The sequence below is a fragment of the Streptomyces sp. NBC_01478 genome (assembly GCF_036227225.1).
GTDB lineage: Bacteria > Actinomycetota > Actinomycetes > Streptomycetales > Streptomycetaceae > Streptomyces.
Genome location: NZ_CP109444.1, coordinates 33,400 through 56,933, shown reverse-complemented (window position 1 = coordinate 56,933; position 23,534 = coordinate 33,400). Strand labels below are relative to the sequence as shown.

Sequence of the window (23,534 nt, the reverse complement as noted above, 5' to 3'; positions counted from 1 at the left end):
GCCTCCGGCACCCCGGACCGGGGCCCAGGCACGCTCCAGCGAGAGGTGGATCCGATGGAAGGGACAGCTCCGATGGCGCTGAACTACTCCCAGGCGCTGACCAGAAAGGTGACCGCCGCCAACGGAATCGAGTACGCGTAACCGTGAGGTTGGCGAGGGCGGAGTGCCCCTTCGTACGTGCAGGTCCGGCTCTGGCGCGCGAGGTTCCGGGCCGGAGGGCGTGCGAGAGGAAGGGCGGCTCAGAGTCGTATCTGTGGCGGGTGTGTGCCTCCCACCACGGCCAGGTCCTCGAAGCGGATCTCCTCGCCGCAGGCGGCGCAGTCCGCTCGGGTGTGCAGGATGGCACCGCATCGGTGCTGGAACTCCGCTGTGGCGATGCCGTCGCGGCAGTAGAGGTCGCCCCACTCCTTGAGGGCGGCGAGCACGGGGAGCAGGGCCTTGCCCGCTTCCGTGAGGACGTATTCGTCGCGCGGTGGATGTTCGCTGTAGCGCCGCCGCTCCACGACACCGGCCGTCTCCAGCCGACGCAGCCGTGTGGACAACAGCGTCCGGTTGAGCCCGACGGCGTCGGCGATTTCGGAGAAGCGCCGGTTGCCGTACAGCAGTTCGCGCACGATCGGCAGCGAGTGGCGTTCCCCGACGACGGCTATCGCGTCGGTCACAGAACAGACACGAGGTGTCGGTGCAGATTCAGTACTCACTGTGCTAGGTTAACGTCACTGGCGAGTACATTTTTTGTACTAACTCCTCCGGTGTGGCCGTTGCCCTCAACGGGGTCCGGCGCGGCCGTACGACAGTCAACCCCGCTTACGAACGACAAGAGGCGAACGCCATGAGCAACGAAGCCAACAAGCAGGTTGTCCTCGCGGCCATCGACGGCACCACTGGGCGCAAGAACCAGGTGCACCGCGTGCTGGCGCAGGGGCACTTCGTCGTGACTCACGCCACGACCACCTTCCCCGACGGCGGCCAGGCCGCAGCCTTCGATCTCTGGCAGATCACGGATGGGCAGATCACCGGCCACTGGGGTGACCAGGAGCCCATCGTGGAACAGACCGCCAACGGTCACACCCAGGTCGACGGCGTCGCCGTCATCGACGCGGCGGCCGACACAGACGCCACGCGCAAGGTGGCGGAAGGGGCGGTGCGCACGATTCTGGTCGACAACGACTTCTCCGACGTGGACCGCCACCTGGCGGGCGAGTCCTACATCCAGCACAATCCCCGCTTCGCCGACGGCATCAGCGGACTGGCGGCCGCACTGGGTGAGCTGGCGAAGGCCGGCCAGTCCCTCAAGTACTCCGACGTACTGGACGTCGTCACCGAGGGAGACTTCGCCTACATCCGTTCGGTGGGTGTCTTCGCGGGCGCCGACTTCGTGTTCCACGACCTGTTCCGGGTGGCGGACGGGCGAGCCGTCGAGCACTGGGACGTCATGGTCCCGAGGTGAGGAAGGGCGGCCGAGCCGTCCGCCTCTATCAAGTGCCACCAGGCAACCACCACACGGAAAAGGGCGTGGTAGAGATGGTCTCCCAGACCGACTTGGCGTACGAAGTCTTCATCTCCGATCCGATCCCCACCAGCGTCACGGATCCCATCCCCAACGGAGAGCTGTTCTCCTGGTCGCCGATGTCGACCACGCTGATCTATGGGGAAGAGAACGCAGTACTGGTCGATCCCCCGCTGACGATCGATCAGGCCCAGAGGGTGGGTGACTGGGTCGAACGGTCGGGCAAGCACCTCGAACACATTTTCATCACCCACGGCCACGGTGACCATTGGTTCGCCTCCGGCCCTCTGGTCGAGCGCTTCCCCGGCGCCGTGGTCCTCGCCGGCGAGGACAGCATCCGTCTCATGCGGCAGCAGAGCTCGGCGGAGTTCAGAAAGGCCCAGTGGGACAACCTGTTCCCCGGCCAGATCCCGCCGACTCCCGTGCTCGCACAGCCCGTACCACCGCAAGGGTTTCTTCTGGAGGGCAACGTTCTGCGCTCCGTCGAAGTCGGGCACACCGATACCGACGGCACCACCGTGCTTCACGTTCCCTCGATCGGGCTCGTCGTCGCCGGCGATGTCGTTTACAACGGCGTGCACGTGTACCTCTCCGAGTCTGCGGATGGAGGGCGTGCAAAGTGGCTTCAGGCGCTCGACACGGTCGAGAAGCTCGCGCCGCGCCACATCGTCTGCGGACACAAGAACAAGGCGCTTCCGGACAGTCCGGACACCATCGAGGAAACTCGGCAGTACATCCGTGACGCGGACCGGCTCCTGAACTCGACAACGAGCCGCATCGAATTCTTCGATGCCTTGTGCGCCCTTCATCCCGAACGCCTCAACCAGGCGGTCGTGTGGCTCACGGCCACCGCGCTCATGGATGCACAGAGCTGAGGTCGACTCTCTGCGAACGTGGCGTTGCGCCCGCGAGTGTGTGGCACTTTCCGCGGTGGTCCCTTCGGAGCGCCCGCGCAGATCACCATGCTGGTGCACGACCTTCTCCAGAGCACCGGTCAGGACGGGAGCTCAGGACGGCTCCGCCCCGGATCGATACGGTGGCCGGAGCCGTCCGTCGGCGAGCAGATTACAGATCGACGTGGACAGGTGTGGACCGGCAGCCCGCTTATGCCAGCGACGTCCAGACGCTCTTCACCTCGGTGTACAGGTCGATGGCGCCGCTGCCCATCTCGCGGCCCCACCCACTGGACCCGTAGCCGCCCCAGGGTGTCGAGGCGTCCACTGGGTTGGACATGTTGATGTACACGGTTCCGGCGCGGACGCGGCTGGCGACGCGGTGGGCTGCTGCCACGTCCCGGGTCCAGACGGCGGCGGCGAGCCCATACTCGGTGTCGTTGGCGCGGGCGACGACCTCGTCCTCCTCATCGAAGGGGAGGACCGCGAGCACGGGGCCGAAGATCTCCTCGCGAGCGATACGCATGTCGTCGCGGACGCCGGTGAAGACAGTGGGCCGGTAGAAGTAGCCGGGCAGGTCGGCGGAAGAGCCGCCGGTGACCAGGGCCGCCCCCTCGTCAACGCCGCTGCGGACGAGCGCGTGGACGTGCGCGCGGTGCTCGGCAGTGACCAGCGGGCCCAAGTCGGTGGCTTCGGCGTTGCCCGGCCCCAGGCGCATCTGACCGGCCGCCTTGGCGCAGCGTTCGGCGAATTCGTCGGCCAACGAGCGGTGGACCAGGAAGCGGGTGTACGCGGCGCACACCTGCCCGCTGTTGAGGAGCGCACCCTGCAGACACCCAGCGACGGCCGCGTCGAGGTCGGCGTCGGGCAGCACGATACTGGGCGCTTTGCCGCCGAGCTCCAGCGAGACCCGCTTCAGATTGCCTGTCGAAGCGTGCACGATTGCGCGGCCGGTCTCGGTGGAGCCGGTGAAGGAGACCTTGTCGACGCCCGGGTGCTCGACCAGTGCGCGACCGGCTTTCGGGCCGCCTGTGAGCAGGTTCACCACACCGTCCGGGATGCCGGCCTCCTGGCACAGCTGGACGAGCCGGACCGTGGTCATGGGCGTCTGCTCCGCGGGCTTGACGATCACGGTGTTGCCGCATGCCAGCGCGGGCGCGATCTTCCAACTCGCGATCATCAGGGGGAAGTTCCACGGGGTGATGAGCGCACACACGCCGACCGGCTCCCGCTTGGTGTACTGCAGCACGTTGGGAAAAGACATCGGAGCCGTCTCGCCGTAGAGCTTGGTGACCCAGCCCGCGTAGTAGCGGAAGTGCTCGGCTGCGACCTTGACGCTCACCATCCGCGAAACGCCGATCGGCTGGCCCTGATCGAGGGTCTCCAGCTGGGCTAGTTCTTCGGCATGTTCGTCGATCAGGTCGCCCACGCGCCACAGGATGCGAGCCCGTTCCGCCGGCGCGAGACCCGCCCAGGCGGGGCTGTCGAGCGCTGCCCGGGCTGCCGCGACCGCCTCGTCCACGTCTGCTCGGTCGGCGTCGGCGCACCGTGCGTGCGGCGCACCGGTCGCCGGGTCGACGGTGTCGAACTCGGCGCCGGACGCGGCCGACTGCCAGGTGCCGCCGATGAAGAGGGTCTGGCTCATTGTGTGCTCCTGTGTTCTGAGTCGTCGGTCCTGTCGCTGCCAGGACGAAGCGGGCACATGACCACTCGCCGCCCGGCTCGGTCGTCGGCGGAGTGTGCGGCTCGCATACGGTGAGCGTCGCTCTGGTGGGAGATCCCGGTTTGCGGTGGCGTGCACGACGTCTTGCGGTGCCGGGCACGGATTCCCGTAAGGCGCCGAAACGACAGGCCCCCGGCACTGCCGGATGAGGACTGCGCGTACACCTTGCCCGTCCGGCTACTGGGCCTGAGCCGCTTCACGGGTCTCCCGAGGGCTCATGCCGTACGCCGCCTTGAACGCGTGGCTGAAGTGCGCCGCGTCGGGAAAACCCCAGCGGCCGGCCACGGCGCCGATGGGGAGGCCGGCGAGTGCGGGATCGGCGAGGTCACGTCGGCACTGTGTGAGCCGCCGCTCGCGGATCCAGCCGGAGACCGTGTGCCCCTGTTCGGCCAGGAGCTTGTAGAGGTAGCGGCGTGAGATGCGGTGGGCCGCGGCGATCCGGTCCGGGCCCAGCTCGGGATCGGCGAGCCGCTGCTCCATGTAGAGGAGGATGCGCTGTCTGAGCGCCTCCGGCCCGTCTTCTCGGTGAGCGGAAGAGCTGCCGTGCTGCGCGAGCAGAGCGCTCACGAGGTCGACCGCGCTGTCCGCGAGGCGGTCTTCGCCCACTCCTTGCAGCTCCCGCACCTGACGGGCCAGGCCGCGCAGGAAGGGCTGGACCACCGGGCCCAGTCCCTCTTGGCACGGGACGGTGGCGGCGTTGACCCTCGCCAGCTCCTGTTCCGTCAGCCGCAGCAGGGCGCGCGGGAACATCAGCACGAGCATGCTGTACGGCAGCTCGCAGTCGAGTGTGTAGGGGCGGCGCGTGTCGTAGATGGCCAACTCGCCGGGGGCCAGCAGGGCTTGGCGGTCCCCTTGGGCCAGGCGGCAGCGGCCGGTCAGCTGCAGACTCACCTTGACGAAGTCGGGTTGGTCGGAGGTGATGTGCCCAGAGGTATGGGTGACACCGTGCGGCTGCGCGGCCACGACCGACACCTGCACGGCGCCGAGGTGGGAGGTGTGCAGGGAAGCGTGGAAGTCGGACGTCTCGCCCGGTACGGCTTCCATGGGCACGAAGCTTCGGCGGACGACCTCGCGCCAGAATTCGAAGCGTCCGGCGGACGTGTCGTCCTGAGGTGTCGTCACTGAGCGCACGGTGCTCTCCTGTGTGGAAGAGGGGGCCCCGGTATTCGGGCCCCCGGGAGACTCAGCCGAGGCCGTCGGCGCCGACCTTGACGGCGGCCTCGTCCAGGAGGGCGTCGGAGACGGGTTGCGGCCGGCCGTCGAGGTCGAGGACCGGGGTGGCCTCCTTGTACCAGGACTCGATGACGGCGTTGCCCCAGAAATCGCGGCGGCGGTCGTCGTGGACGTTCCAGCGGTACGTCTCGTGGTCGGGGTCGCCGGTGTAGTAGTCCGAGGTATAGATCTCCACGCGGTGGCCGTCGGGATCGCGGAGGTAGACGTAGAAGGCGTTGGAGACGCCGTGCCGTCCCGGGCCGCGCTCGATGTGGTGCTCCTTGCGCACGGCTCCGAACAGGTCAGCGGTGCGCAGGACTTGGTGGGACTCGTGGGTGGCGAGGCCCAGGTGGTGCAGGCGGGGGCCGTCGCCGCCGGTGAAGGCGACGTCGTGCACGGTCTGCTTGCGGTACATCCAGGCCGCGTACAGCTCGTGCTCGTCGCCCTCGATGGTCTCCGAGCAGCCGAAGCCCAGCGACTTGTAGTGGGCGTAGGCGGCCGGGATGTCGGGGGTGCAGATGTTGAAGTGGTCCAGGCGGGCGATCTCGGCGCCGCGGTGCAGGTCGTAGCGCTGGATCAGGCGTTCGGCGCGGTCGATCTCGTAGAAGAACTCGACGGGGAAGCCCAGCGGGTCGACCACCCGCACCGCATCGCCGATGCCGCGCGTGCCCTCTCCCTTCTTCAGCCGCTTGACGGGGCGGCCGAGTTCGGCGAAGAACTTCTCCGCCTTGTCGACGTCCTCGGGGGTGCGGACCCGGTAGGCGATGTGGTCGAGGGCCGCGACCTTGCCTTTGCGCAACACCAGGGAGTGGTGGGTCAGCTCGTCGGTTCCGCGCAGATAGAGGGAGCCGGAGTCCTCGTACTGGACGTGGAAGCCGAGCATGTCGACCCAGAACCAGCGGGCGGCGCCGAGGTCGGTGACGGCGAGCTGGGCGTACGCGGACCGGACGACATCAGGTGCGTTCATGAGGCAGCGCCGAAACGGGGGGTGTGGACGTCGCCGAGGGCGACATGGACGATTTTGGAGTCGGTGTAGAAGTCGATGGAGTGGGCGCCGCCCTCGCGGCCGACGCCGGAGTCCTTGACTCCGCCGAAGGGCGTGCGCAGGTCACGGATGTTGTGGGAGTTGATCCAGACCATGCCGGACTCGACGGCGTGGGCGATGCGGTGTCCGCGCTTGAGGTCGGAGGTCCAGATGTAGGCGGCGAGGCCGTACCGGGTCGCGTTGGCGAGTTCGATCGCCTCGGCCTCGTCGTCGAAGGGAGCGACGGCGACGACCGGGCCGAAGATCTCCTCCTGGAAGATGCGGGCGTCGCGGGGCACGTCGGCGAAGACGGTTGGCTGGAGGTAGTTGCCCTCGCTCAGGTGGTCGGGCCGGGAGCCGCCCGCGACGAGGCGGGCCTCCTTCTTGCCGATCTCGACGTAGTTCAGGACGCGTTCGTAGTGCTCCGCGTGGACGAGTGCGCCCACCTCGGTCGCCGGGTCGGACGGCAGCCCGACGCGTACGTTGGCGGCACGTTCGGCGAGGCGCTGAACGAACTCCGCGTACAGCGGCCGTTCCACCAGCACCCGTGAACCGGCCGTGCAGCGCTCGCCGTTGAGGGAGAACACCCCGAACACGACCGAATCCAGGGCGGCTTCGAGGTCGGCGTCGGCGAAGACGACGGCCGGGGACTTGCCGCCCAGCTCCATCGACGTGGTCTTCAGGTGCTGGGCGCTGGAGCGGATGATGTGGCGGCCGGTGTCCGTGGAGCCGGTGAAGGAGATCAGCGGCACGTCCGGGTGGTCGACGAGAGCCTGCCCGGCCTCCTCGCCGATGCCGTGGACGATGTTCACTGTCCCGGCCGGCACGCCCGCCGTAGCGAAGATCTCCGGCCACAGCGACGCGGACAGCGGTGTCCATTCGGCCGGCTTCAGCACCAGCGTGCAGCCGGAGGCCAGCGCGGGCGCCAGCTTCCAGCTCTCCAGCATGAACGGCGTGTTCCAGGGTGTGATCAGTCCGGCCACTCCGACCGGTGTGCGCCGGACGTAGGAGAACTGTTCCTCGCCCTGCCGGAACGCCTCCTCGCCCAGCGCCACGATGACGTCCGCGAAGTAGCGGAAGTTCTCCGCGGCCCGGCGGGCCTGGCCGCGTGCCTGGGTGATCGGCAGTCCGGTGTCGTACGTCTCGTAGGTGGCGAGCCGGTCATGGCAGGCCTCGACGGCATTCGCGATGCGGTACAGCGTGCTAGCGCGCGCCCGGTTGGACAGCCCGGCCCACTCCGGGAAGGCGGCGCCGGCCGCCCGCACCGCCCGGTCGATGTCGGCCGCCGAACCGCGCGCGGCCTGCGCGTACGGAGTGTTGGACACCGGCCCGGAGACGTCGAAAGTACGGCCGTCGGCCGCGTCGACGAGTTCGCCGCCGATCCAGTGGCGGATGGCGGAGGGCAGGCTCCCGGGGACGATGGTCACTGAACGACTCCGATCGGTGCGGTGAGAGTGCCGCCCTCGGCGAGCAGCGTGCGGATCTTTGCCAGACCCGCGTCGGTGGGGGTGATGAGGGGCGGGCGGACATGGGGGGAGGCGATGCGGCCCTGCTGGTGCAGCACCCATTTCGCGGGCGCCGGGTTGGTCTCCACGAACAGCAGGTCGACCAGCGGGTGCAGCCGGTAGTGCAGATCGCGGGCGGCGTCGAAATCGCCCGCCTCCCACAGCTCGTACATCCGTGCCACGGCCGTCGGCGCGAGGTTGGCGACGGCCGACACGAACCCGGCGCCGCCCAGCGCCAGCAGCGGCAGACAGAGCAGTTCGATGCCGGACCACACCAGGAGCGAGCGGCCGCAGGCGTGCATGACGCGCGAGAAGTGCTCGAAGTCCTTCGTCGTCTCCTTGACCCCGACGAAGTTGTCGAAGTCGGTGAACAGGCGCTTCACCGTCTCCGGCGCGATGTCCACGGCGGTGCGGGAGGGCACGTTGTAGGCGACGATCGGCAGGTCGGGGAACTCCCGGGCCACCGTCGCGTACCACTGGTAGAGAGCCTCTTGCGTGGGCCGCGCGTAGTACGGAGTGATGACGAGCGCCGCGTCGGCGCCCAACTCCTGGGCGGCGGCGGTGATTTCGAGAGTCTCGTCGAGCTTGTGCGAGCCGGTGCCCGGTAGGAACGGGACGCGGTCGCCGATCTCGTCCGCGACCGTGCGCATCCCCGCGATCCGCTCGGCGGCGGACTGCGCACTGGGCTCACCGGTCGAGCCGCCCAGCGAGATGCCGTGCGAGCCGGACTCCAGCTGGAAGCGGATCAGTGCCCGCAGGCTGTCGTGGTCGACGGCACCGTCCGCGGTGAACGGCGTGACCACCGGAGCGATGGACCCGCGGATTGTGGACGGGTCGCTTCGGAACTTCACAGGGATTCTCCTCCCACGTCGTGCTGCTTGCGCCACTGCTTATAGGCCTCACGCCACTGGGGACCCAGCGGATAGAGCCCCTCGATGCCGTGTCCGGCCCGCACTTGCTCGGTGATGAACCGCTCCTGTGCCTCCTGCTCACGGCAGTCGGCGATCAGCTCCCCGGCCAGTTCGGGTGGTACGACCACCACGCCGTCCGCGTCCCCCACGAGCAGGTCGCCGGGCTGGACCAGGGCGCCGCCGCAGGCGATCGGCACACCGGTGTCCCAGGGGACGTGACGGCGGCCGAGGACGGACGGGTGCTCCCCGCCGTGGTAGACCGGCAGGCCGAGGTCGGTCACGGCCGCGCTGTCGCGCAGCCCGCCGTCGGTGACAACGCCGGCCGCACCGCGCTGCTGTGCGCGCAGAGCCAGGATGTCGCCGAGCGTTCCTGCGGAGGTGTCCCGCCGGGCGTCCATCACCAGTATCTGGCCGGGGCGCAGCTCTTCGATCGCCCGCTTCTGGGCGTTCATGTCGTTGCCGTACTTCTGGAACAGGTCCTCGCGCAGCGGCAGATAGCGCAGGGTGTGGGCGACGCCGACCATGCCGGTGCCCGGCTGTGTGGGACGTACGCCGTCGATCGACATGTGCGGCAGACCGCGCTTGCGCAGCTGTGCGCTGAGCGTGGCGACTGCCACCGAGCGCAGACCGTCCTCGATCTCCTTGCCGAGCAGCGGCTCGGGGATGTACGCCGAGCCGTATGCGGCCTCGCGCTCTGCCGGACCGACGCGGGGCATGGCGCCGTACGGGTCGAGCGCGGGCCCCGCGGCGATCGGATTGCGCAGCCGCCCGGTGGACAGCCCGCCGCCGCTCACCTCGACCTCGACCAGATCGCCTGGCGAGACGACGGAGGCGCCGGCTGGTGTGCCGGTGAGGATCACGTCTCCGGGCTCCAGTGTGACCAGCCGGGACAGGTCGGCGACGAGTTGCCCGAAAGGGAAGAGCAGTGTGTCGCTGGTGTCGTCCTGGACCAGCTCGCTGTTGACCCAGGTGCGCAACTGCAGGGCGGCGGGGTCGAGTTCACGGGCGTCCAGCAGCCGCGGTCCGATCGGTGTGAAGCCGTCGGCGCCCTTGGATCGGACGTTGGAGCCGCTGTCGGCGTAGCGCAGGTCGTACACGCCCGCGTCGTTGGCGGCGGTCACCCAGCGCACATACGACCAGCCGTCCTCGGGCGTCACGTGTTGGGCGCGCGAGCCGATGACGAGCGCGATCTCGCCCTCGAAGCCGAGGAGTTCGCACCCCTCGGGCCGGATGATCGCCTCCTTGGTACCGGACAGGGACGACGGCGGCTTGAGGAAGTACGAGGGCTGCGACGGTGCCCGTCCGCGTTCCTTCGCCCGGCTGGGGTAGTTGAGGTGGACCGCGATGATCTTCGACGGAGGGTTCCCGAGCGGATGTGTCATCAGGAACGCTCCAGGAATTCCTGGACCCTGGCCTTGTAGGGCTCGCGGTCGTAGGACTTCACGTAGGCGCCTGCCATGCGGACCGGGTCGCCGAAGAAGTAGTACTCGTACAGGGCCTGGCGGCTGGAGAAGGCGGAGATGCAGGTGTCCCACACCAGCCGGAACAGCTTCACGCGCTCCGGGCCGGTCAGGGTCGCGGACTGCAGGTAGGCCTCGATGTCGGCGGCGGCCGGGCCGTTGATGTCGAGCTCGGTCGGCGTGGCCATCAGGCCGGAGGCGCCGAGCTTGCGCAGGATCTGCGGGAAGCGCTGGTAGAGCTTGGGGTAGAGATTGCGGGCCGCGTTCAGCGGGGCGAAGGCCGGGGTGAGGACGCCGTACTCGTTGATCTCGGCGTCGGCCTCGGCGGCGCGCAGGAAGGCGCGCAGCATCTCCAGCGTGGTGATGATCTCGGCGATGTCCTCCTGGACGTGCTGGAACTGCTCGATGCCGATGGCCTCGGTCAGCAGGGACACCAGACCCAGGATGTACTCGGTCTTGGCGGACGTCCGGGTGACGACCTGGTGCGTCATGTGCACCACGGACGACGTCTGGGAGTAGAAGCCGTTGCACAACTCGGCGTCGCCGAGCGCGAAACAGCGCTCGAAGGGGACGTGCACGTCGTCGAAGACGACCACGCAGTCCGACTCCTCGAAGCGGGAGGAGAGCGGGTGGTCGTGGCGGGGGCGGTCGTAGTCGAGCGGTTCGCGGGCGATGTAGCGCAGGCCGGGCGTGTCGTTGGGGATGGCGAAGGCGTACGAGTACGGCTTGTCCTCGGGGGTGCCGCGCAGCACGGTGGAGGGGAAGACGAGCATCTCGTCGGCGAACGGGGCGATGGTGGCGAGCATCCGCGCGCCGCGGATGACGACCCCGTTGTCGTCCTCCTTCACGATCCGCGCGGCCAGCTTGCCGCCGGCCTGCTGGGTGCCGGCCATCGCACGGTTGACCTGCGGCGGGATCAGGGTGTGCGTGCACAGCAGGTCCTCTTCACGGACCTTCTCGTAGTAGCGGCGGATGTTCTCGCCGAAGGCGGGGTTGGCCTGGGCGAACCAGTCGGCGGCGGAGGCCAGCGCCATCAGGGAGCTGTTCATGTAGTCGCCGGTGCGGCCGAGCATGCCGTTGCTGTAGTCGGCCCACACCTTGAACGCCTTGCGCCGCTTGACCAGGTCTTCCGGCGTCTTCGGGGTAAGGAACGAGGTGCCGACCGGCTCGCCGGAGGTGGGGGAGGTGTAGGTCAGGGTGTCCTTGTGCTCGGCGGAGTGCTGAAGGTCGTACAGCTCGGCGTAGGTGCGCACCACATTGCGGAAGGCCGGGTGGTCCTGGACACCGCCGGTGATGGTCTCGCCCTGGATGTGCACCGTGGGACGGGAGGCGGACAGTCGCTCGAGGTATTCCTTGCCGGTACGTGCGGCCATGGTGATGCTCCTGAGGGGGAGTCGGCGGGAAGGCGGGACGTCAGATGAGGTGTTCGATGCCGTCGGACGACTCGGCGGCCGTGCCGAAGCGGCTCCAGGTGTAGGTGAGGGCGTCACCGTCGCGGTGGCCCAGGTCGGTGACATGACCGACGACGAGGGTGTGGTCGCCGCCGTCGTACGCGCGCCAGGGGTCGCACTCGATCCAGGCGAGGGGATTGGCCAGCCGTGGCACCCGGGCGCCGGCGACCCAGCCGGGTTTGCCCAAGCCTTGAGCCCCGGCGAACAGGCGGGCCAGTCGCTCCTGTTCGGCGCCGAGGACGTTGACGCAGAACGGCTGACGCAGGAGCGGGTCATGGCAGCGGGCCCGGCGGGCGACGCTGAGCAGCACCAGTGGAGGGTCGGCCGACACGGATGTGAAGGAGTTCATGGTGGCTCCCCGAGGGCCGTCCTCGCCGTCGTAGGTGACGACGGTGACGCCCGTGGCGAATCGGGACATTGAGGCGCGCAGGGCGCCAGGGTTGGGGGGAGCTAGAGCTTCGGGCATGGGGACTCCCATGAGTGGCACTGACAGTGCGGTCGCCGGTGGCGGATCGCGACGGGGGAGGCCGGTGGGGCATCTGGCGGGATGCTCCACCGGGCGGTTCGCACCATCGGAACGCAAAGTGCGAACCGGGAGGAACAGACCAAAGGAATCGGTATGAATCAGACCGAAATCATGTAGTCAAAGCTTTGATTAATTGGCACCGTACCCCCTGTGCCAGCCCTTGGGAAGACCCGAGCGACATCCCTCTGTCACTGGTCGGAAACCTCGCGCTCGCAGGTGAACGGGCCCGTATCTTCCAGCGACCTACACTCCGAGGATGACCCTGGAACCGTCCGACCCCGAGCATCTGCACTTCTGGTCGTTCATCGACTACGCCGTCGAGCGGGTCTCCCGGGAACTGCCCGGCATCGAGCCGCTCGCCATGCGGCTGGTGTTCACGCTCCACCGGGCGGCCAACATGGTGGTCTACGACCTCGAATCCACCGTGCACCGGCCGCGCGGCTGGTCGTGGCCCGGGTTCCGTGTGCTGTTCGCGATCTGGCTGTCCGCCCCGGTCGAGGCGAGGAAGGTCGCGGAGTTGTCCGGCATGAGCCGGGCGGCCGTGTCGGCGCTGGTGAACACGCTGGAGCGTGACGGCCTGGTGCGCAAGGAGCGCGCGGCCTACGACGGACGCGCCGTGGAACTCTCGCTCACCGACTCCGGCCAGGAAGCGATCACCTCCGCGTTCCTCGCCCACAACAAGCGGGAGCAGGAGTGGGCGGGCGCCCTCAGCGAGGACGAGACCCGCACGCTGATCGAGCTCCTGGGCAAGCTGACCACCCACTCCGTCGACTTCGACGCCAGGCATCGGGCCTGAGACATCAGGTGCTGAAGGAGATCTTCAGGACGTTCAGCGGATCTTCAGCAGGCAGGGCCGAGAGTTGCCTCGTACTCGATTCCGAGGGAAACGGGGCCGGACTCGTGCCGGTACCCCTGTCTCCCTCCACCTGCGAAGGAGTTGATCACATGAAGCTGCGTACGAACAGCATCTCGCGTCGCCAGGGTGCCGTGATGGCCGGCGCACTGGCCGTGCTGCTCGCCTCGGGCGGGGTTGCCGCTGCGGCCTCGACCGGCAGCAGCACCACCAAGCACCACGGCACCACGGCCGTCGAGGCGCCCGGCAACCCCCACCCGCACCACATCAAGCCGGGCACCGCCAAGAAGCTGCGAGACCTCACGGTCGTCGAGGGCGGCCCCGTCACGGGCGAGAAGCCGTCCGCCGTCGAGGTGCCCGGCGCGAAGCCGAAGGGCTGGAAGCTCGGCGAGTCCACGCCGGTGAAGGGCGCCCCCGTCGTCGTCGGCGGCGAAGGAAACACCACCGAGAAGCCGTCCGACGTCAAGGTCGTCGAGGTGCCCGGCGCGAAGCCGAAGGGCTGGAAGCTCGGCGAGTCCACGCCGGTGAAGGGCGCCCCCGTCGTCGTCGGCGGCGAAGGAAACACCACGGCGCGCTAGCCGCACAGCGACAGGGCAGACGTGGGGTTGCCCTGTCGCGCCCACGAAACGCCCGGCCGGACATCTCCGGCCGGGCGTTTTGCGTGGCATCTGCATGACGTGCAGCCGACTCCGTCCGTAATCTCGCCCTTCCCCCTGAGGGACCGTCGGGCAGTCGGATTTTGACCATGGAGAGTCGTCTGCGTATCCGGCAACTACAGGCCTCTGAGCATAGTTTTGATGGCATCGACCCGACCGCTGCAGAGAGCCGGGTGACGGATTCCGGAAAGGACGAAGCGCGATGAGTTCTGTGGAGCGCATTCGGCTGACCTACGCCTTCGACGCCTACTGCGGCTGGTGCTACGGCTTCGGGCCCGCCTTGCATGAGTTCGCCGCCGCCAACGCGGACCGGCTTGAGCTGCGCGTGCTGTCCGGCGGTCTGTTCACCGGCTCGCGCGCACTTCCGGTGTCGGCCTACCCGCACATCCCCGGCGCCAACGAGCGCGTCACCCAACTGACCGGTGTCACTTTCGGCGACGGGTACCGGGCCGCGCTGGCGGACGGAAACGTGGTGATGGACTCCGCCGATGCCGCCGTCGGCCTGGTCGCGCTGCGCAGCCAGCCAGGCGTGAACGCCCTGGACGCGGCGGCCGCGATGCAGCGTGCCTGGTACGTCGACGGCCGCAGTCTGTCCGACAGCGAGGTCTACCGGGACCTCGCCGCCGAGCTGAGTCTGGACGCCGAGGCGGTGGCGGCCGTGTTCGCTTCGCCCGCCGCCCGTGCCGAGGCCGAGGCCGACTTCCTCGAGGTGCGCCGTCTGGGCGTCGATGCCTACCCAACGCTGCTGCTGCACACCGCCCACGGCACCGACCGTCTGGGCGGCCCGGTCGCCTCGGCCGACGCACTCACCCACGCCCTGGACCAGCACGTGGCCGCCACCGCGGCCGCCTGAAGCCACCCACACACAACCCCTCGAAGGGCAGTGCATCACCCATGTCCAGCCTGACGTATTCCGTTCACACGGCCGGCGACACCGGCCTGAACAAGTCCTCCGTCCTGATCACAGGCGAGCGCGAAGCACTCCTGGTCGACGGCCAGTTCACGCTCGCCGAACAGCACCGGGTCCTGGCGGACGTCATCGACAGCGGCAAGGAGCTGACCACCGTCGTGGTCACCACCGCCGACCCTGACTACTACTTCGGCCTGGAAGTGATCCGACAGGCGTTCCCCGACGCCAGGATCGTCGCCACCGCCACCACCGTGGAGCGGATCAAGAGCAGCTGGCAGGGCAAGCTCAAGACCTGGGCACACCTGGGCAAGAACATGCCCACCGAGGTGATCGTCCCGGAGGTGCTGGAAGGAGACCGCGTCAGCATCGAGGGCCACGACTTCGAGCTGCGCGGCGGCCACCCCGACCTGGTCTGGCGCACCGAGTACCTGTGGCAGCCCGAGGACCGCGCGGTGGTGGGCGGGGTCCTGCTCTTCGCCGGTCTGCATGTGTGGACCGCCGACACCCCTACGTCGCGTGAGCGGCGCGCCTGGGACGAGACGCTCGCCGAGATGGAGCGGCTCGCCCCGCGGTTCGTGGTCGCCGGCCACCGTTCCGCCGACTCCGCCAGCGATGCTTCGGTGATCGGCTTTACGCGCACCTACCTTGCCGAGTTCGAGGAGGAGCTGGCCAAGCACAGCAACGACTCCGAGGCTCTGAAGTCCGCGATGCTCCAGCGTCACCCAGACCTGGGACTGGCGGTGGCTCTGGATCTGGGTGCCAAGGTCAACACCGGCGAGATGAACTGGGGCTGACTCATATTCACGACGGGCCCGTGCGCCGGGTGGTGGGCCACTGTGACCACCCTCCGGCGCACGGGCCCGTCGTGGAGTTCGTCCCGGCCGGCGGTGTCTTCCCTGCCGCGGCCAGCACCGTCCGTTGGGTGATGATGGTTTCCCCACTCGGCCGGGATCGGCCGTAGCCGCATCTTCGCTCGTGGCCGCGGCGGTGATCGTCGGCGCGGTGCCCGCGCGGGTGTCGTCGTCTCCAGGGGGTCGTCACTCCGGCCGTCACCCTCGGCCTGTGGGTCGGCGCCTTCCCCGGCCGTCGAGTTCCGGTGTGCATCGCCCCAGTCCGCTGGTTGCGCAGTCGGCAATGGCCTGGCCCGCCTCGCGTGGGGACCGGCGGCGGATCGCCTACGCCGCGATGGGGCCCGGCCACGACTGGCCGGACGCTGCGTTGTTCGTCGCCGAAGCTGTGTCCTGCGCGGCAGTCCTCGGCGTCACCCGGCTGCTGATGTGAACCGGCCCGTCGGCGGGCGGCCTCTGTGGGTCTCTGTCTCTTGGTGCCGCTCGCGGGAGCGGCGCTCAGTGCCCAGGTCGCCTGGCGTCGGGCGCTTCGCTCCCGCCGTCCTCCGAGGAGCGGCCGCGGACGGTCGCACGGAAGGCGATGGGAGACTGGCCGGTGCGCTGGTGAAAGTACTTGCTGAAGTTGGTCGCGCTGGTGAAGCCCAGTTGCGCCGCGACACGGGCGGCTGATTGATTGCCGTGTGCCAGGAGGCGCTTGGCCTCCAGGACGACCCGCCGGTCGATGAACTCCTTCGCCCCCACTCCTGCTCCGGTCAGCGCGGCCCTGGAGAGAGTGCGGGGTGAGTAGCCCAGGGCTTGGGCGTAGTCCTCCAGGCGGCGGGTGCGGGTGAAGTCGCGTTCGACCGCGTCACGGAAATGCAGGAATGTCTCCCCTGGGTCCGGTGCCGGGCTGCCGACGGGCGCGGTGCGCTGCGAAAGGCGCAGCACGAGGACTGCCAGCAGGTGGCGCAACACCGCCACGTGCGCTTCCAGGGAGATGCCGCGCAACGCCTGGAACTCCAGCGCGAGATGGTCCACGGCCATCTCCAGCGCGTGACGGTCCTCGGGACCGGGAACCTGGAGTGCGGGGGCGTACGGATCGTCTATCTGCGCTGCGGCCACGGTAGCCGTATCTAGGAAGTCGCCCTCGAAGAGGACCAGAGTGCCCTCGGCGTCGTCCAGATCACCCCACTGCTGTACCTGACCGGGCCGGACCCAGAGCCAGGAGCCCGGCTCAAGGGCGTAGCCGGTGAAATCCACCGTGTGCCACAACGAGCCGCTGGAGAGGGTGATCAGGAGGTGGAACGCGGGTCGCTGCGGTGCCTGCAACCGTTCTTCGCTCATGTGGACGGCGGCCCGCTCCCGCAGGTCGGCCAGAGAGATGACTTCGATGCCGGCAGGCGTGCCGACAGCGGGAGCGAAGCCGATGTCCGCGATCTCGCGCGGTCTGCTCTGTCGTTTTCTCACCGTCACCAGTAGCCACCATCACACAAGGAATCTGGCCGATGCCAGCGTAACCAGAGCAGTCGGCACACCCAAGTGTCGGATTTTAACCATGATCAGTCCGCCTCCTACCCGGTTCACCTGCGGGGGCGCCAATAAGTTGAATCTCGAAGCTTTCATTTTCAAGCGTAGGAGGTACCTATGACTTCGCCCATCGTGTCCATCGCCTATCACTCCGGCTTCGGTCACACCACCGTCATTGCCGAGGCTGTCCAGCGTGGCGCCAAGGAGGCCGGCGCCGTCGTGAACCTGATCGCCGTCGGTGAGATCACCGACGCCCAGTGGGGGCAGCTGGATGCCTCGGATGCGATCATCTTTGGTTCCCCCACCTACATGGGAACCGCTGCCACCGCTTTCCACGGTTTCGCGGAGGCCAGCTCCGAGCGTTGGTTCGGGCAGGTTTGGAAGGACAAGCTGGCGGCTGGATTCACCAACTCGGGTTCCAAGGCGGGCGACAAGCAGTCGACCCTCCAGTGGTTCGCGACGCTGGCGTCGCAGCACGGTATGCACTGGATCTCGCTCGGCATGCAGGGTGGCTGGAACTCGTCCCAGGGGAGCGAGAACGATCTCAACAGGCTGGGCTTCTTCCTGGGTGCCGCCGCTCAGTCCAACGTGGATCAGGGGACCGAGGGGGTGACGGCCAGCGACATTGCCACCGCTGAGGCGCTGGGGCGTCGTGTCGCGGATGCCGCCGCCACATGGGCGACCGGCCGCGCCGCGCGCACCGCCTGATCGTCACGGGCCCTTCCTCTCGGCTGCCGGGTTCCTGAACGGCGCCGGGGCTTGTGGCAGATCCTTGGCTGGGCTGCCGATAATGCGAGTCGACGGGGTCTCCGTAGACGGAGACCCGTCTCGGCTGAGGGTGTGGGGTAAGCCCACATGGTGATGCCGACGCTCTCACGCGAACAGGTGAGGGCTGTCGGGCCCATGCGTAGTGGAGTCGGTTGCCGACTACGGACTACACGTGATGCCGTGGTGTCCTCTTCATCCGAGCGTGGTTGTGGGCAGTGCACTGCCCGGCAAGCCAGCACTCCGCCAGACAGTTGGCTTCCTACGTGGACACGGCGCGGGAGGCGGCCCGCCTCGATCGGGCTTGCGCCCGGCGCCTCACCCAAACGCCTGAGCTTCACGCCCGACATGAGCCAGGCCGCCGACGCCGGTTTCGTGCAGGAGAACGCCCCCGAACGCCCGGAGCTCAAGGTCAAGCTGTTCGCCGGCCTCGACGACGCCGCACCGCGGTGTCCGTGAACGCTGCGGGGCGTCGAACGTGGAAGCGGAAGACCCCGGACCCAAGGATGGTCCGGGGTCTTCCGGCTGGTGTGCCCAACAGCGTTCCCCCTATGCGAAGGCGGCTCCGCGGGCGGTATCGATCGCGACAGGAACCAACAACATCTCGCGGTCGAGAGCTGCTTTTGACACACGGCAAGCAGGCCTGCCCACCGAAGGCCATGCGGGGCTGTTCCGTTGACAGGCCCGCGCGGCAACGCGCGGTGGTGGTTCCGACTGGAGCTGCGGTGAAAGGAACCGGCCGCTGCCGGACAGGACAGGTTGTGGAATCTATGACGGAACAGGAGTTGCGCCGGAATCGACAGGCGGGCTTCGAAGGACTGGCGCGTGTGGTGGCGGAACCACTGCACCGGTATCTGCTGCGGCGGACGAACCCCGACCTGGTCGATGACGTCCTGTCAGACACGATGCTGGTGCTGTGGCGCCGCATCGACGATGTTCCCGGGCTCGGAGCTGGAGCCGGCCCCACGCCCGATCCCGATGATGTGCTGCCGTGGTGCTACGGGGTGGCACGGGGCTGCCTGGCCAACGCCCGGCGCGCTGACGGCCGCAGGCTGCGCTTGGTCGAGCGGCTGATCCGAACACAGCAGCATCCTCCGCCAACGGCCGTCGAGCACAGCGACCTGCATGCCGCGCTCGATCGCCTTGGGGAACTGGACCGTGAGGTGGTGCGGTTGTGGGCGTGGGAGGGCCTGGCGCCGCGTCAGATCGCGGAGGCGACCGGACTCACCTCCAATGCGGTCAACATACGGCTCCACCGGGTGAAGAAGAAACTCGCCGCACAGCTTCAGCTGACGCGAAAGAACGCCGACCGGCCCGGACACAAACCGGATGAAGGAAGGAGCAGTCAGTGAGCGACGACGAGCTACTGGCCCGACTCAGGGCTGCGGACCCGGCACTGGCCAAACGTGCTCCGCTGCCCGACATCTACAGCCTTGTGGAGGCCGCCTTGAGCACGGACACCACACCCCAGTCTGAGAAGTCCGCCGACGGCATCGCGCCCCACCCTGCGAAGCCCGCCGCGGAACGGGGACGCCGCCGTCTCCTCACGCTCGCGGCAGCCGCCGCTCTGCTTCTCCTCGGAGGCGGCATCGCCGGAGGAACCATGCTGAATGACGACAGCGGTCACTCGTCCGCGTCCGGTCCGCTGGCTCTGACTGCCGCGAGCAATACGGCCCAGGGCAAGTGCGCGTGGCCAATCCCCCCGGCCATTCTGCGCACGTATCCGACGCTCTTCGAGGGCACCGTCACCTCTGTCAAGGGGACCTCGGTCTTCTTCCACGTCGACCGCTGGTTGCGCGGTGGCGACACGGACACGGTGCGGTTCCAGAACGGCGACCCGGACCACGACACGGAGGCCCTGACGTTCCAGGTCGGAGACCACTACACCGTGGCCGGCACCAAGGACGGCACCGTCCCGGGGTGCTTCGTGTTCCCGACCCAGTGAAGCGGTTCCGGTCAGGCACGGGGAAAGCGACAACCCGGCGCCGGCCGACTGCCGCGCCGGTCGTGGGATGAGACGCGGCAGCTCCGCGCCAGTCCATGCGGTCGACCGGTGACGTCTCCATCGGGGGCACCCAGCACCTCACCGGTGCCGCCGCAGGTGCGATCGACGTGCCGGCTGAACTGCGGCGTTCCCAGCCGAACTTGTCCTGCTCAGGGGCGGTGTACAAGCCGCGGAACTGTGCTGGTGAAGCAGAAGCCTGCTCAGGCCAGTACAGGCCAGGCCGGCACTCGTCACCTGATTGAGTGAGAGACCGGAATCGAGAGCCGTGTGAGAGTTGCGTAGTGCCGCGAATGCTGGCGTGTCCCCCGTGGAAAGCCCTGCGCGGACCCGTCCTCTTCGCGGCGGGCCCGGTTGGGTGGTCCTCCCTCGGTTCACAGGGCCGAGAGCGGGAGCAATGGCGAGGTCGGTTCTCGGCGCTGTCGTTTCCACCCGACGACGCGGAAACCGCTCAGGCTCTCCCCGCCCACCTGGCCGCCCGAATCGCCGCCCCCTCGGTCAGTCCCGGTTGACGGGGAGCGTCCAGGCGTTTTCCTGGATCTGCTTGACGAGGTCTTCGGTGGCGGGCGGCCACACGTTGCGGTAGGCGCCGTCGGCGGCGCCGATGACCTCGACCATTTTGTCGATCATGTCCTGAGGGTCGTGCTGGCCCTTCATGATTTCGGCGAAGTTGGCGCGGATGTCGGCTTCGCGGGTGAAATTGATGGCGTCGTCGTGCCAGCGGTAGGTGGTGTCTGCAATGCGGTCGTTGAAGCCGGTGTCGTAGGCGCCGGGGTTGATGGTCTGGACGGTGATGCCGGTGGGCGCGAGTTCGTCGCGCAGACTGGCGGCGATGGCCTCCAGGGCGTGCTTGCTGGCGCAGTAGGGGCCCAGGCCGTAGGCGGTGAGGAAGCCGCCCATGGAACTGACGATGACGATGCGGCCCGCGGTGCCGGCGTCGACGAACTTGCGGATGGCCCGCTGCATGAGATGGAGGTTGCCGAAGACGTTGGTCTCGAAGGTGCGGCGTACCAGGTCGACGGGGACTTCGGCCATCGGCCCGCACTCGCCGATGCCGGCGTTGCTGACGAGGGTGTCGAAGTCCCAGGTGACGGCCGCGGCGATGTCAGCGTCGTCGAGGACGTCGAGTTTGTCGACGGTGACGCGGTCCTGGAGGCCGAGCGTTTCGACGTGCCGGCGCAGTTCGGTGACCTGGGACCACAACTCGGTGGCGGCGATGACCTGGTGACCGGCCTGGGCCAGGCCGATGGCAGTGCCGCGGCCGAGCCCGGTGCCGGCGCCGGTGATGAGGATCTTCTTCATGACGGACCTCCGTGAAGGGCGATCGGCTGGGGGAGTGGAGAAAACGGATCCCGAGGTCATACGGCGGCCGCGCCCGCGCGGGCGACCTCGCCGTCCTGGACGGGCAGACCTCCCGAGACACCGATCGCGCCGATGAGGGTTCCGGTCTCGTCGTACAGAGGGATGCCCCCGGCATAGGGGATGAGGCCACCGTTGGTGTACTCGGTGGCGGGCGCGGGGCCGCCGGGTTTGCAGTATTCCCAGAGGTTCTCGCTGGGCGCGTTGAACAGGATCGAGGTTTTGGCCTTGGTGAGGGCGATATCGATCGAGCCGAGGATGGCGCCGTCCATGCGGGCGAAGGCGAGGAGGTGGCCGCCGCCGTCCACGACAGCGATGTTCATCGGGACGCCGAGGCCGTCCGCGTGGGCGCAGGCTCGTTCGATGACGGTCTGGGCGTCCTTGAGGGAGAGGCGCATCGGAGTCCTCCGGGGCATGTCGGCGGCGGGCGCCGTCCGTAAAGGGGGGCTTGGGTAGCGGGGCTCAGCTGAGCACGGCGGCTGCGTGATGCTCCATCACATGAATGGGTGAGGTTTCCGCCGCCAGGCCGAGCTGGGGTGAGAGGCATCGATGTGGCCGGCGGTGCCAGGCCATGTCCGCGCTACCGGCTGATACACCTCGCTTTGAGCGGCCATGCGGCGTCTCGAAGAGCAGATCACCGACAACGAGACCGTGGGTCTACCTGCGTCTTCAGCGCGGTCCGTCTTCAAGGCGCCGGTTTGCGCCGAAGCCCCCGCAGCGGCTCAGCCTGCCCAGACGCGTCAGTAGCCCTGCCTGCCTTCGCCGCAGGGCGAAGGCGACCGGCTTCGCCGTGGAGCGGCAGCCCAGGGCAATCGGGCCCGAGCCAGCCCGTATCCACACCGTCGACACTCCGGCCCGAAGCGTCCGATCACCGCGTATGACGCCCGCGCGGCGCTGCTCGATCCTGGCACACAGCGACCCGCCGGCCTCCCGTATCGCGGCGCAGTTCGGCTTCAGCGGCGCGACCAACTTCAGCAAGCTCTTCCACCAGCGCATCGGCCAGTCTCCGATCGCTTCTCGCGCGACCGTCCGCCGCCGCTCTTCGGGGGATGGACAGGCGATATGCCTGGCACCGGGCGACCCCGCCGGTGATGGCCGCACCTGCAAGGGGCGCCAGCAGATAGAGCCACAGGTGTGACCAGTCATCCGGTCGGTGGGCCCACAGAGCGGGGCCGAACTGACGGGCGGGATTGGCGGACCCGCCAGTGAGGGTGCCGAGGGCAATCATGACCACAGCGGTGGCGGCGGGGCGGGCCAGCGGGATCCAGCGTGTCCACGCGCGACGGGACATCAGCAGCAGGGTGACGGTGAGGACGGCGCCGGTAGACACGGCTTCGACGGTGAACAGTAGGGCCGGCGAGCAGGAGGGAGCGGGTTCAACCGCGGCGTAGGCCATCCGGTCTCCGAGGACCGGGCCCCACACGAGGCGGGCCAGGCCGGTCCCCGCCACGGAACCGGTGAGCTGTGCAGCGAAGTACGTCGGAACCCGGCGGCCGGGGAAGGCACCGGTCAGCCACAGACCGAAGGTCACCGCGGGGTTGAGATGTCCGCCGGAATAGCGGCCCCATGGAGAGGACAGCGCCCCCGCGAGCGCCGCGCCGACGATCACCGCCACGACCACAAGCTGAAGATGCGGTTTTGGCAGGGCCCGGCTGAGTGGTGATGCCGTTACCCAACGGACAGTGGTCACCACGACGAACAGGACACCGCCAGTAAGGGCGAACTCCGCGGCCATCGCCACCGAGGCGGTGGTATCAGTAGTCCGCCGCGCAGGTACACAAGCAATCGTGGACACGGTCAACCCCGGGCCATCACGCCGGTGGCGACCCTGGTGCCCAGGTCCAGAAACACCAGCAGGCCCAGATCCGGACAACGCTCGATCAACGCTTCTTTCGGACAGTGATCCGGGTCGGCGGTGATGACCATGACGGTGGTCAGCTCCTTGCCGCTGTCGAGGACGTCCTTCAGGACCCGGTGCTGCTCGGCGAGCGTGAACTGGCCGTCGGCCAGGAGTGCTTCGCGCTCGCCCGTGATCAGGACGGACGCATTGTCCAGACCGGTGTCACCGGCGGCGCGGACGTTCTGGATCAGGGCGGACATGGGTGCGCTTTCGTTCACAGAGTGCTGAGGGGTGGCTCCAGGCGGCGGTGGTGGTGGCCACGTGCTGGTCCAGGGCGTCGGCCGAGGTGACCAGGCCGCCCAGGCGGTCGGTGCCGTGGGCGGTGTTCCGCAGCAGTGTCGGGTGGGCGTCGATGCCCAGACGGCGCGCTTCGAGGAAGTCGGCCTCGGCTTCGGCAAGGGTTGCGGGCGAGGCGACCGTGGCCGCCACGCCGCACACGGTGGCCGACATCGCGGCAGCGGCCGAGGTCGCACCGCGGAGCTAGGCACGAGGGGTGCCCGGCTCCGCGTCTTCTTGTCGC

Annotated in this window: 26 protein-coding genes; 11 read left to right on the top strand and 15 right to left on the bottom strand. The window is 68.5% G+C overall.

The annotated features are described in order from the left end of the window. Positions 1–239 precede the first annotated feature (239 nt). Complete coding sequence (locus OG223_RS00265; protein ID WP_329240591.1) at positions 240–662, bottom strand: winged helix-turn-helix transcriptional regulator; 423 nt, start codon at positions 660–662, stop codon at positions 240–242. A 170-nt stretch (positions 663–832) separates the two neighbouring features. On the opposite strand from OG223_RS00265, the gene OG223_RS00260 reads away from it, so the two are divergent. Both OG223_RS00260 and OG223_RS00255 read left to right on the top strand, forming a co-directional pair. Beyond that, the gene (locus tag OG223_RS00260) at positions 833–1,450 is read left to right on the top strand and encodes a hypothetical protein (RefSeq protein ID WP_329240588.1); all 618 of its coding nucleotides are present in this window, start codon (positions 833–835) and stop codon (positions 1,448–1,450) included. A gap of 74 nt (positions 1,451–1,524) precedes the next feature. Beyond that, positions 1,525–2,385, top strand: coding sequence for an MBL fold metallo-hydrolase (locus OG223_RS00255; RefSeq protein ID WP_329240585.1), 861 nt, complete (start codon positions 1,525–1,527; stop codon positions 2,383–2,385). A 229-nt stretch (positions 2,386–2,614) separates the two neighbouring features. Here OG223_RS00255 and OG223_RS00250 read toward each other — a convergent pair whose 3' ends face one another. The 8 genes from OG223_RS00250 to OG223_RS00215 all read right to left on the bottom strand — a co-directional run bounded on the left by OG223_RS00250 (position 2,615) and on the right by OG223_RS00215 (position 12,107). Further along, positions 2,615–4,048: an aldehyde dehydrogenase family protein gene (locus OG223_RS00250; protein ID WP_329240582.1), complete on the bottom strand. Its 1,434-nt coding sequence runs from the start codon at positions 4,046–4,048 to the stop codon at positions 2,615–2,617. Positions 4,049–4,303: 255 nt separating this feature from the next. Further along, positions 4,304–5,248 (bottom strand): helix-turn-helix domain-containing protein, encoded by a 945-nt coding sequence (locus tag OG223_RS00245; RefSeq protein ID WP_329240579.1) that lies wholly within the window; start codon positions 5,246–5,248, stop codon positions 4,304–4,306. A 61-nt stretch (positions 5,249–5,309) separates the two neighbouring features. Then, positions 5,310–6,305, bottom strand: a complete 996-nt coding sequence (gene hpaD, locus OG223_RS00240; RefSeq protein WP_329240575.1) for a 3,4-dihydroxyphenylacetate 2,3-dioxygenase — start codon at positions 6,303–6,305, stop codon at positions 5,310–5,312. Beyond that, positions 6,302–7,789, bottom strand: coding sequence for a 5-carboxymethyl-2-hydroxymuconate semialdehyde dehydrogenase (gene hpaE / locus OG223_RS00235; RefSeq protein ID WP_329240573.1), 1,488 nt, complete (start codon positions 7,787–7,789; stop codon positions 6,302–6,304). The genes hpaD and hpaE overlap by 4 nt, the downstream gene beginning before the upstream one ends. Then, the gene (dapA, locus tag OG223_RS00230) at positions 7,786–8,718 is read right to left on the bottom strand and encodes a 4-hydroxy-tetrahydrodipicolinate synthase (RefSeq protein ID WP_329240571.1); all 933 of its coding nucleotides are present in this window, start codon (positions 8,716–8,718) and stop codon (positions 7,786–7,788) included. The genes hpaE and dapA overlap by 4 nt, the downstream gene beginning before the upstream one ends. Beyond that, positions 8,715–10,160 (bottom strand): fumarylacetoacetate hydrolase family protein, encoded by a 1,446-nt coding sequence (locus tag OG223_RS00225; protein WP_329240569.1) that lies wholly within the window; start codon positions 10,158–10,160, stop codon positions 8,715–8,717. The genes dapA and OG223_RS00225 overlap by 4 nt, the downstream gene beginning before the upstream one ends. Beyond that, complete coding sequence (gene hpaB, locus OG223_RS00220) at positions 10,160–11,611, bottom strand: 4-hydroxyphenylacetate 3-monooxygenase, oxygenase component (RefSeq protein ID WP_329240568.1); 1,452 nt, start codon at positions 11,609–11,611, stop codon at positions 10,160–10,162. Before hpaB ends, OG223_RS00225 begins: the two co-directional genes overlap by 1 nt. 40 nt (positions 11,612–11,651) lie before the next feature. Further along, positions 11,652–12,107, bottom strand: a complete 456-nt coding sequence (locus OG223_RS00215; protein WP_329240565.1) for a flavin reductase family protein — start codon at positions 12,105–12,107, stop codon at positions 11,652–11,654. A gap of 364 nt (positions 12,108–12,471) precedes the next feature. Here OG223_RS00215 and OG223_RS00210 point away from each other — a divergent pair, with 364 nt between their 5' ends. From OG223_RS00210 to OG223_RS00190, 5 genes are all read left to right on the top strand, one after another. Further along, positions 12,472–13,011: a MarR family winged helix-turn-helix transcriptional regulator gene (locus OG223_RS00210; RefSeq protein WP_329240562.1), complete on the top strand. Its 540-nt coding sequence runs from the start codon at positions 12,472–12,474 to the stop codon at positions 13,009–13,011. A 149-nt stretch (positions 13,012–13,160) separates the two neighbouring features. Continuing rightward, complete coding sequence (locus OG223_RS00205) at positions 13,161–13,646, top strand: hypothetical protein (RefSeq protein ID WP_329240559.1); 486 nt, start codon at positions 13,161–13,163, stop codon at positions 13,644–13,646. Between the two features lie 280 nt (positions 13,647–13,926). Beyond that, positions 13,927–14,577 (top strand): DsbA family protein, encoded by a 651-nt coding sequence (locus tag OG223_RS00200; RefSeq protein WP_329240556.1) that lies wholly within the window; start codon positions 13,927–13,929, stop codon positions 14,575–14,577. Positions 14,578–14,618: 41 nt separating this feature from the next. After that, entirely contained in the window at positions 14,619–15,428 is an 810-nt protein-coding gene (locus tag OG223_RS00195) for an MBL fold metallo-hydrolase (RefSeq protein ID WP_329240554.1), read from the top strand. A 340-nt stretch (positions 15,429–15,768) separates the two neighbouring features. Further along, entirely contained in the window at positions 15,769–15,915 is a 147-nt protein-coding gene (locus tag OG223_RS00190; RefSeq protein ID WP_329240551.1) for a hypothetical protein, read from the top strand. A 65-nt stretch (positions 15,916–15,980) separates the two neighbouring features. Here the strand turns inward: OG223_RS00190 and OG223_RS00185 are convergent, their stop codons facing one another. Further along, the gene (locus tag OG223_RS00185) at positions 15,981–16,934 is read right to left on the bottom strand and encodes a helix-turn-helix domain-containing protein (RefSeq protein ID WP_329240548.1); all 954 of its coding nucleotides are present in this window, start codon (positions 16,932–16,934) and stop codon (positions 15,981–15,983) included. A 171-nt stretch (positions 16,935–17,105) separates the two neighbouring features. Between OG223_RS00185 and OG223_RS00180 the strand changes: the two genes are divergently transcribed. The 4 genes from OG223_RS00180 to OG223_RS00170 all read left to right on the top strand — a co-directional run bounded on the left by OG223_RS00180 (position 17,106) and on the right by OG223_RS00170 (position 19,698). After that, complete coding sequence (locus OG223_RS00180) at positions 17,106–17,696, top strand: flavodoxin family protein (protein ID WP_329240545.1); 591 nt, start codon at positions 17,106–17,108, stop codon at positions 17,694–17,696. A 405-nt stretch (positions 17,697–18,101) separates the two neighbouring features. Further along, positions 18,102–18,212, top strand: a complete 111-nt coding sequence (locus OG223_RS53835) for a hypothetical protein (RefSeq protein WP_329265059.1) — start codon at positions 18,102–18,104, stop codon at positions 18,210–18,212. Positions 18,213–18,523: 311 nt separating this feature from the next. Beyond that, positions 18,524–19,105: an RNA polymerase sigma factor gene (locus OG223_RS00175; protein WP_329240543.1), complete on the top strand. Its 582-nt coding sequence runs from the start codon at positions 18,524–18,526 to the stop codon at positions 19,103–19,105. Continuing rightward, the gene (locus OG223_RS00170) at positions 19,102–19,698 is read left to right on the top strand and encodes a hypothetical protein (protein ID WP_329240540.1); all 597 of its coding nucleotides are present in this window, start codon (positions 19,102–19,104) and stop codon (positions 19,696–19,698) included. The genes OG223_RS00175 and OG223_RS00170 overlap by 4 nt, the downstream gene beginning before the upstream one ends. Before the next feature lie 555 nt (positions 19,699–20,253). Here OG223_RS00170 and OG223_RS00165 read toward each other — a convergent pair. The 5 genes from OG223_RS00165 to OG223_RS00145 all read right to left on the bottom strand — a co-directional run bounded on the left by OG223_RS00165 (position 20,254) and on the right by OG223_RS00145 (position 23,443). Then, the gene (locus OG223_RS00165) at positions 20,254–21,057 is read right to left on the bottom strand and encodes an SDR family oxidoreductase (RefSeq protein ID WP_329240537.1); all 804 of its coding nucleotides are present in this window, start codon (positions 21,055–21,057) and stop codon (positions 20,254–20,256) included. 56 nt (positions 21,058–21,113) lie between these two features. Then, the gene (locus OG223_RS00160) at positions 21,114–21,512 is read right to left on the bottom strand and encodes a GlcG/HbpS family heme-binding protein (RefSeq protein ID WP_329240534.1); all 399 of its coding nucleotides are present in this window, start codon (positions 21,510–21,512) and stop codon (positions 21,114–21,116) included. 470 nt (positions 21,513–21,982) lie between these two features. Further along, a complete protein-coding gene (locus tag OG223_RS00155; protein ID WP_329265065.1) occupies positions 21,983–22,849 on the bottom strand; it encodes an MIP/aquaporin family protein in 867 nt (288 codons plus the stop codon). Positions 22,850–22,911: 62 nt separating this feature from the next. Continuing rightward, a complete protein-coding gene (locus OG223_RS00150; RefSeq protein WP_329240531.1) occupies positions 22,912–23,214 on the bottom strand; it encodes a hypothetical protein in 303 nt (100 codons plus the stop codon). After that, entirely contained in the window at positions 23,177–23,443 is a 267-nt protein-coding gene (locus OG223_RS00145; protein WP_329240528.1) for a hypothetical protein, read from the bottom strand. Before OG223_RS00145 ends, OG223_RS00150 begins: the two co-directional genes overlap by 38 nt. Between the last annotated feature and the right edge of the window lie 91 nt (positions 23,444–23,534).